The sequence below is a fragment of the Pseudoalteromonas simplex genome, assembly GCF_015278155.1.
GTDB lineage: Bacteria > Pseudomonadota > Gammaproteobacteria > Enterobacterales > Alteromonadaceae > Pseudoalteromonas > Pseudoalteromonas simplex.
In genome coordinates, this window is sequence record NZ_JADILN010000043.1 from 1 (window position 1) to 445 (window position 445).

A 445-nucleotide genomic window follows, 5' to 3' on the forward strand; every position below is an offset into this window, starting at 1 on the left:
TCAGATATTTAAGCGGAATGGTATTAATCCATTCCCGATTGCACATTTTCTTCACTCGATCCGGKATYGAAATAAAGTGATTCCATGCCTTTGAAACTTCATCGACAATTTCGTCATAGCCCGAAAACACTCTATTGGATAAACAATGYTGTCGTATCCAGCTCCATACTTGCTCTATTGGATTTAGYTCWGGTGAATAAGGTGGRAGCTTTATCAGGGTTAGGTTTTTAAATTCTGMAGCTGTATCGTATGTRTGCCAGCCTGCGCCATCTATTATCACGACAGCRTGYCTTCCARCAGGTGTCGCGTGTGATATCTGGCGCATATGCTGCGTCATTGCTTCTTTATTTACGAATGGGCTAACTAACGCTTCTGTWTGGCCTGTGGCTGGACATACCGCGCCAAATAAGTATCCATAGTCAAATTGCTGTTGTTTTACAATCCG

Annotated in this window: 1 protein-coding gene; it reads right to left on the reverse strand. The window is 42.7% G+C overall.

All coding sequences use genetic code 11. The annotated features are described in order from the left end of the window. Nucleotides 1–445 (reverse strand): IS630 family transposase (locus tag IRQ78_RS20450; RefSeq protein WP_194442985.1); only part of this gene is annotated, 445 nt, incomplete at both ends.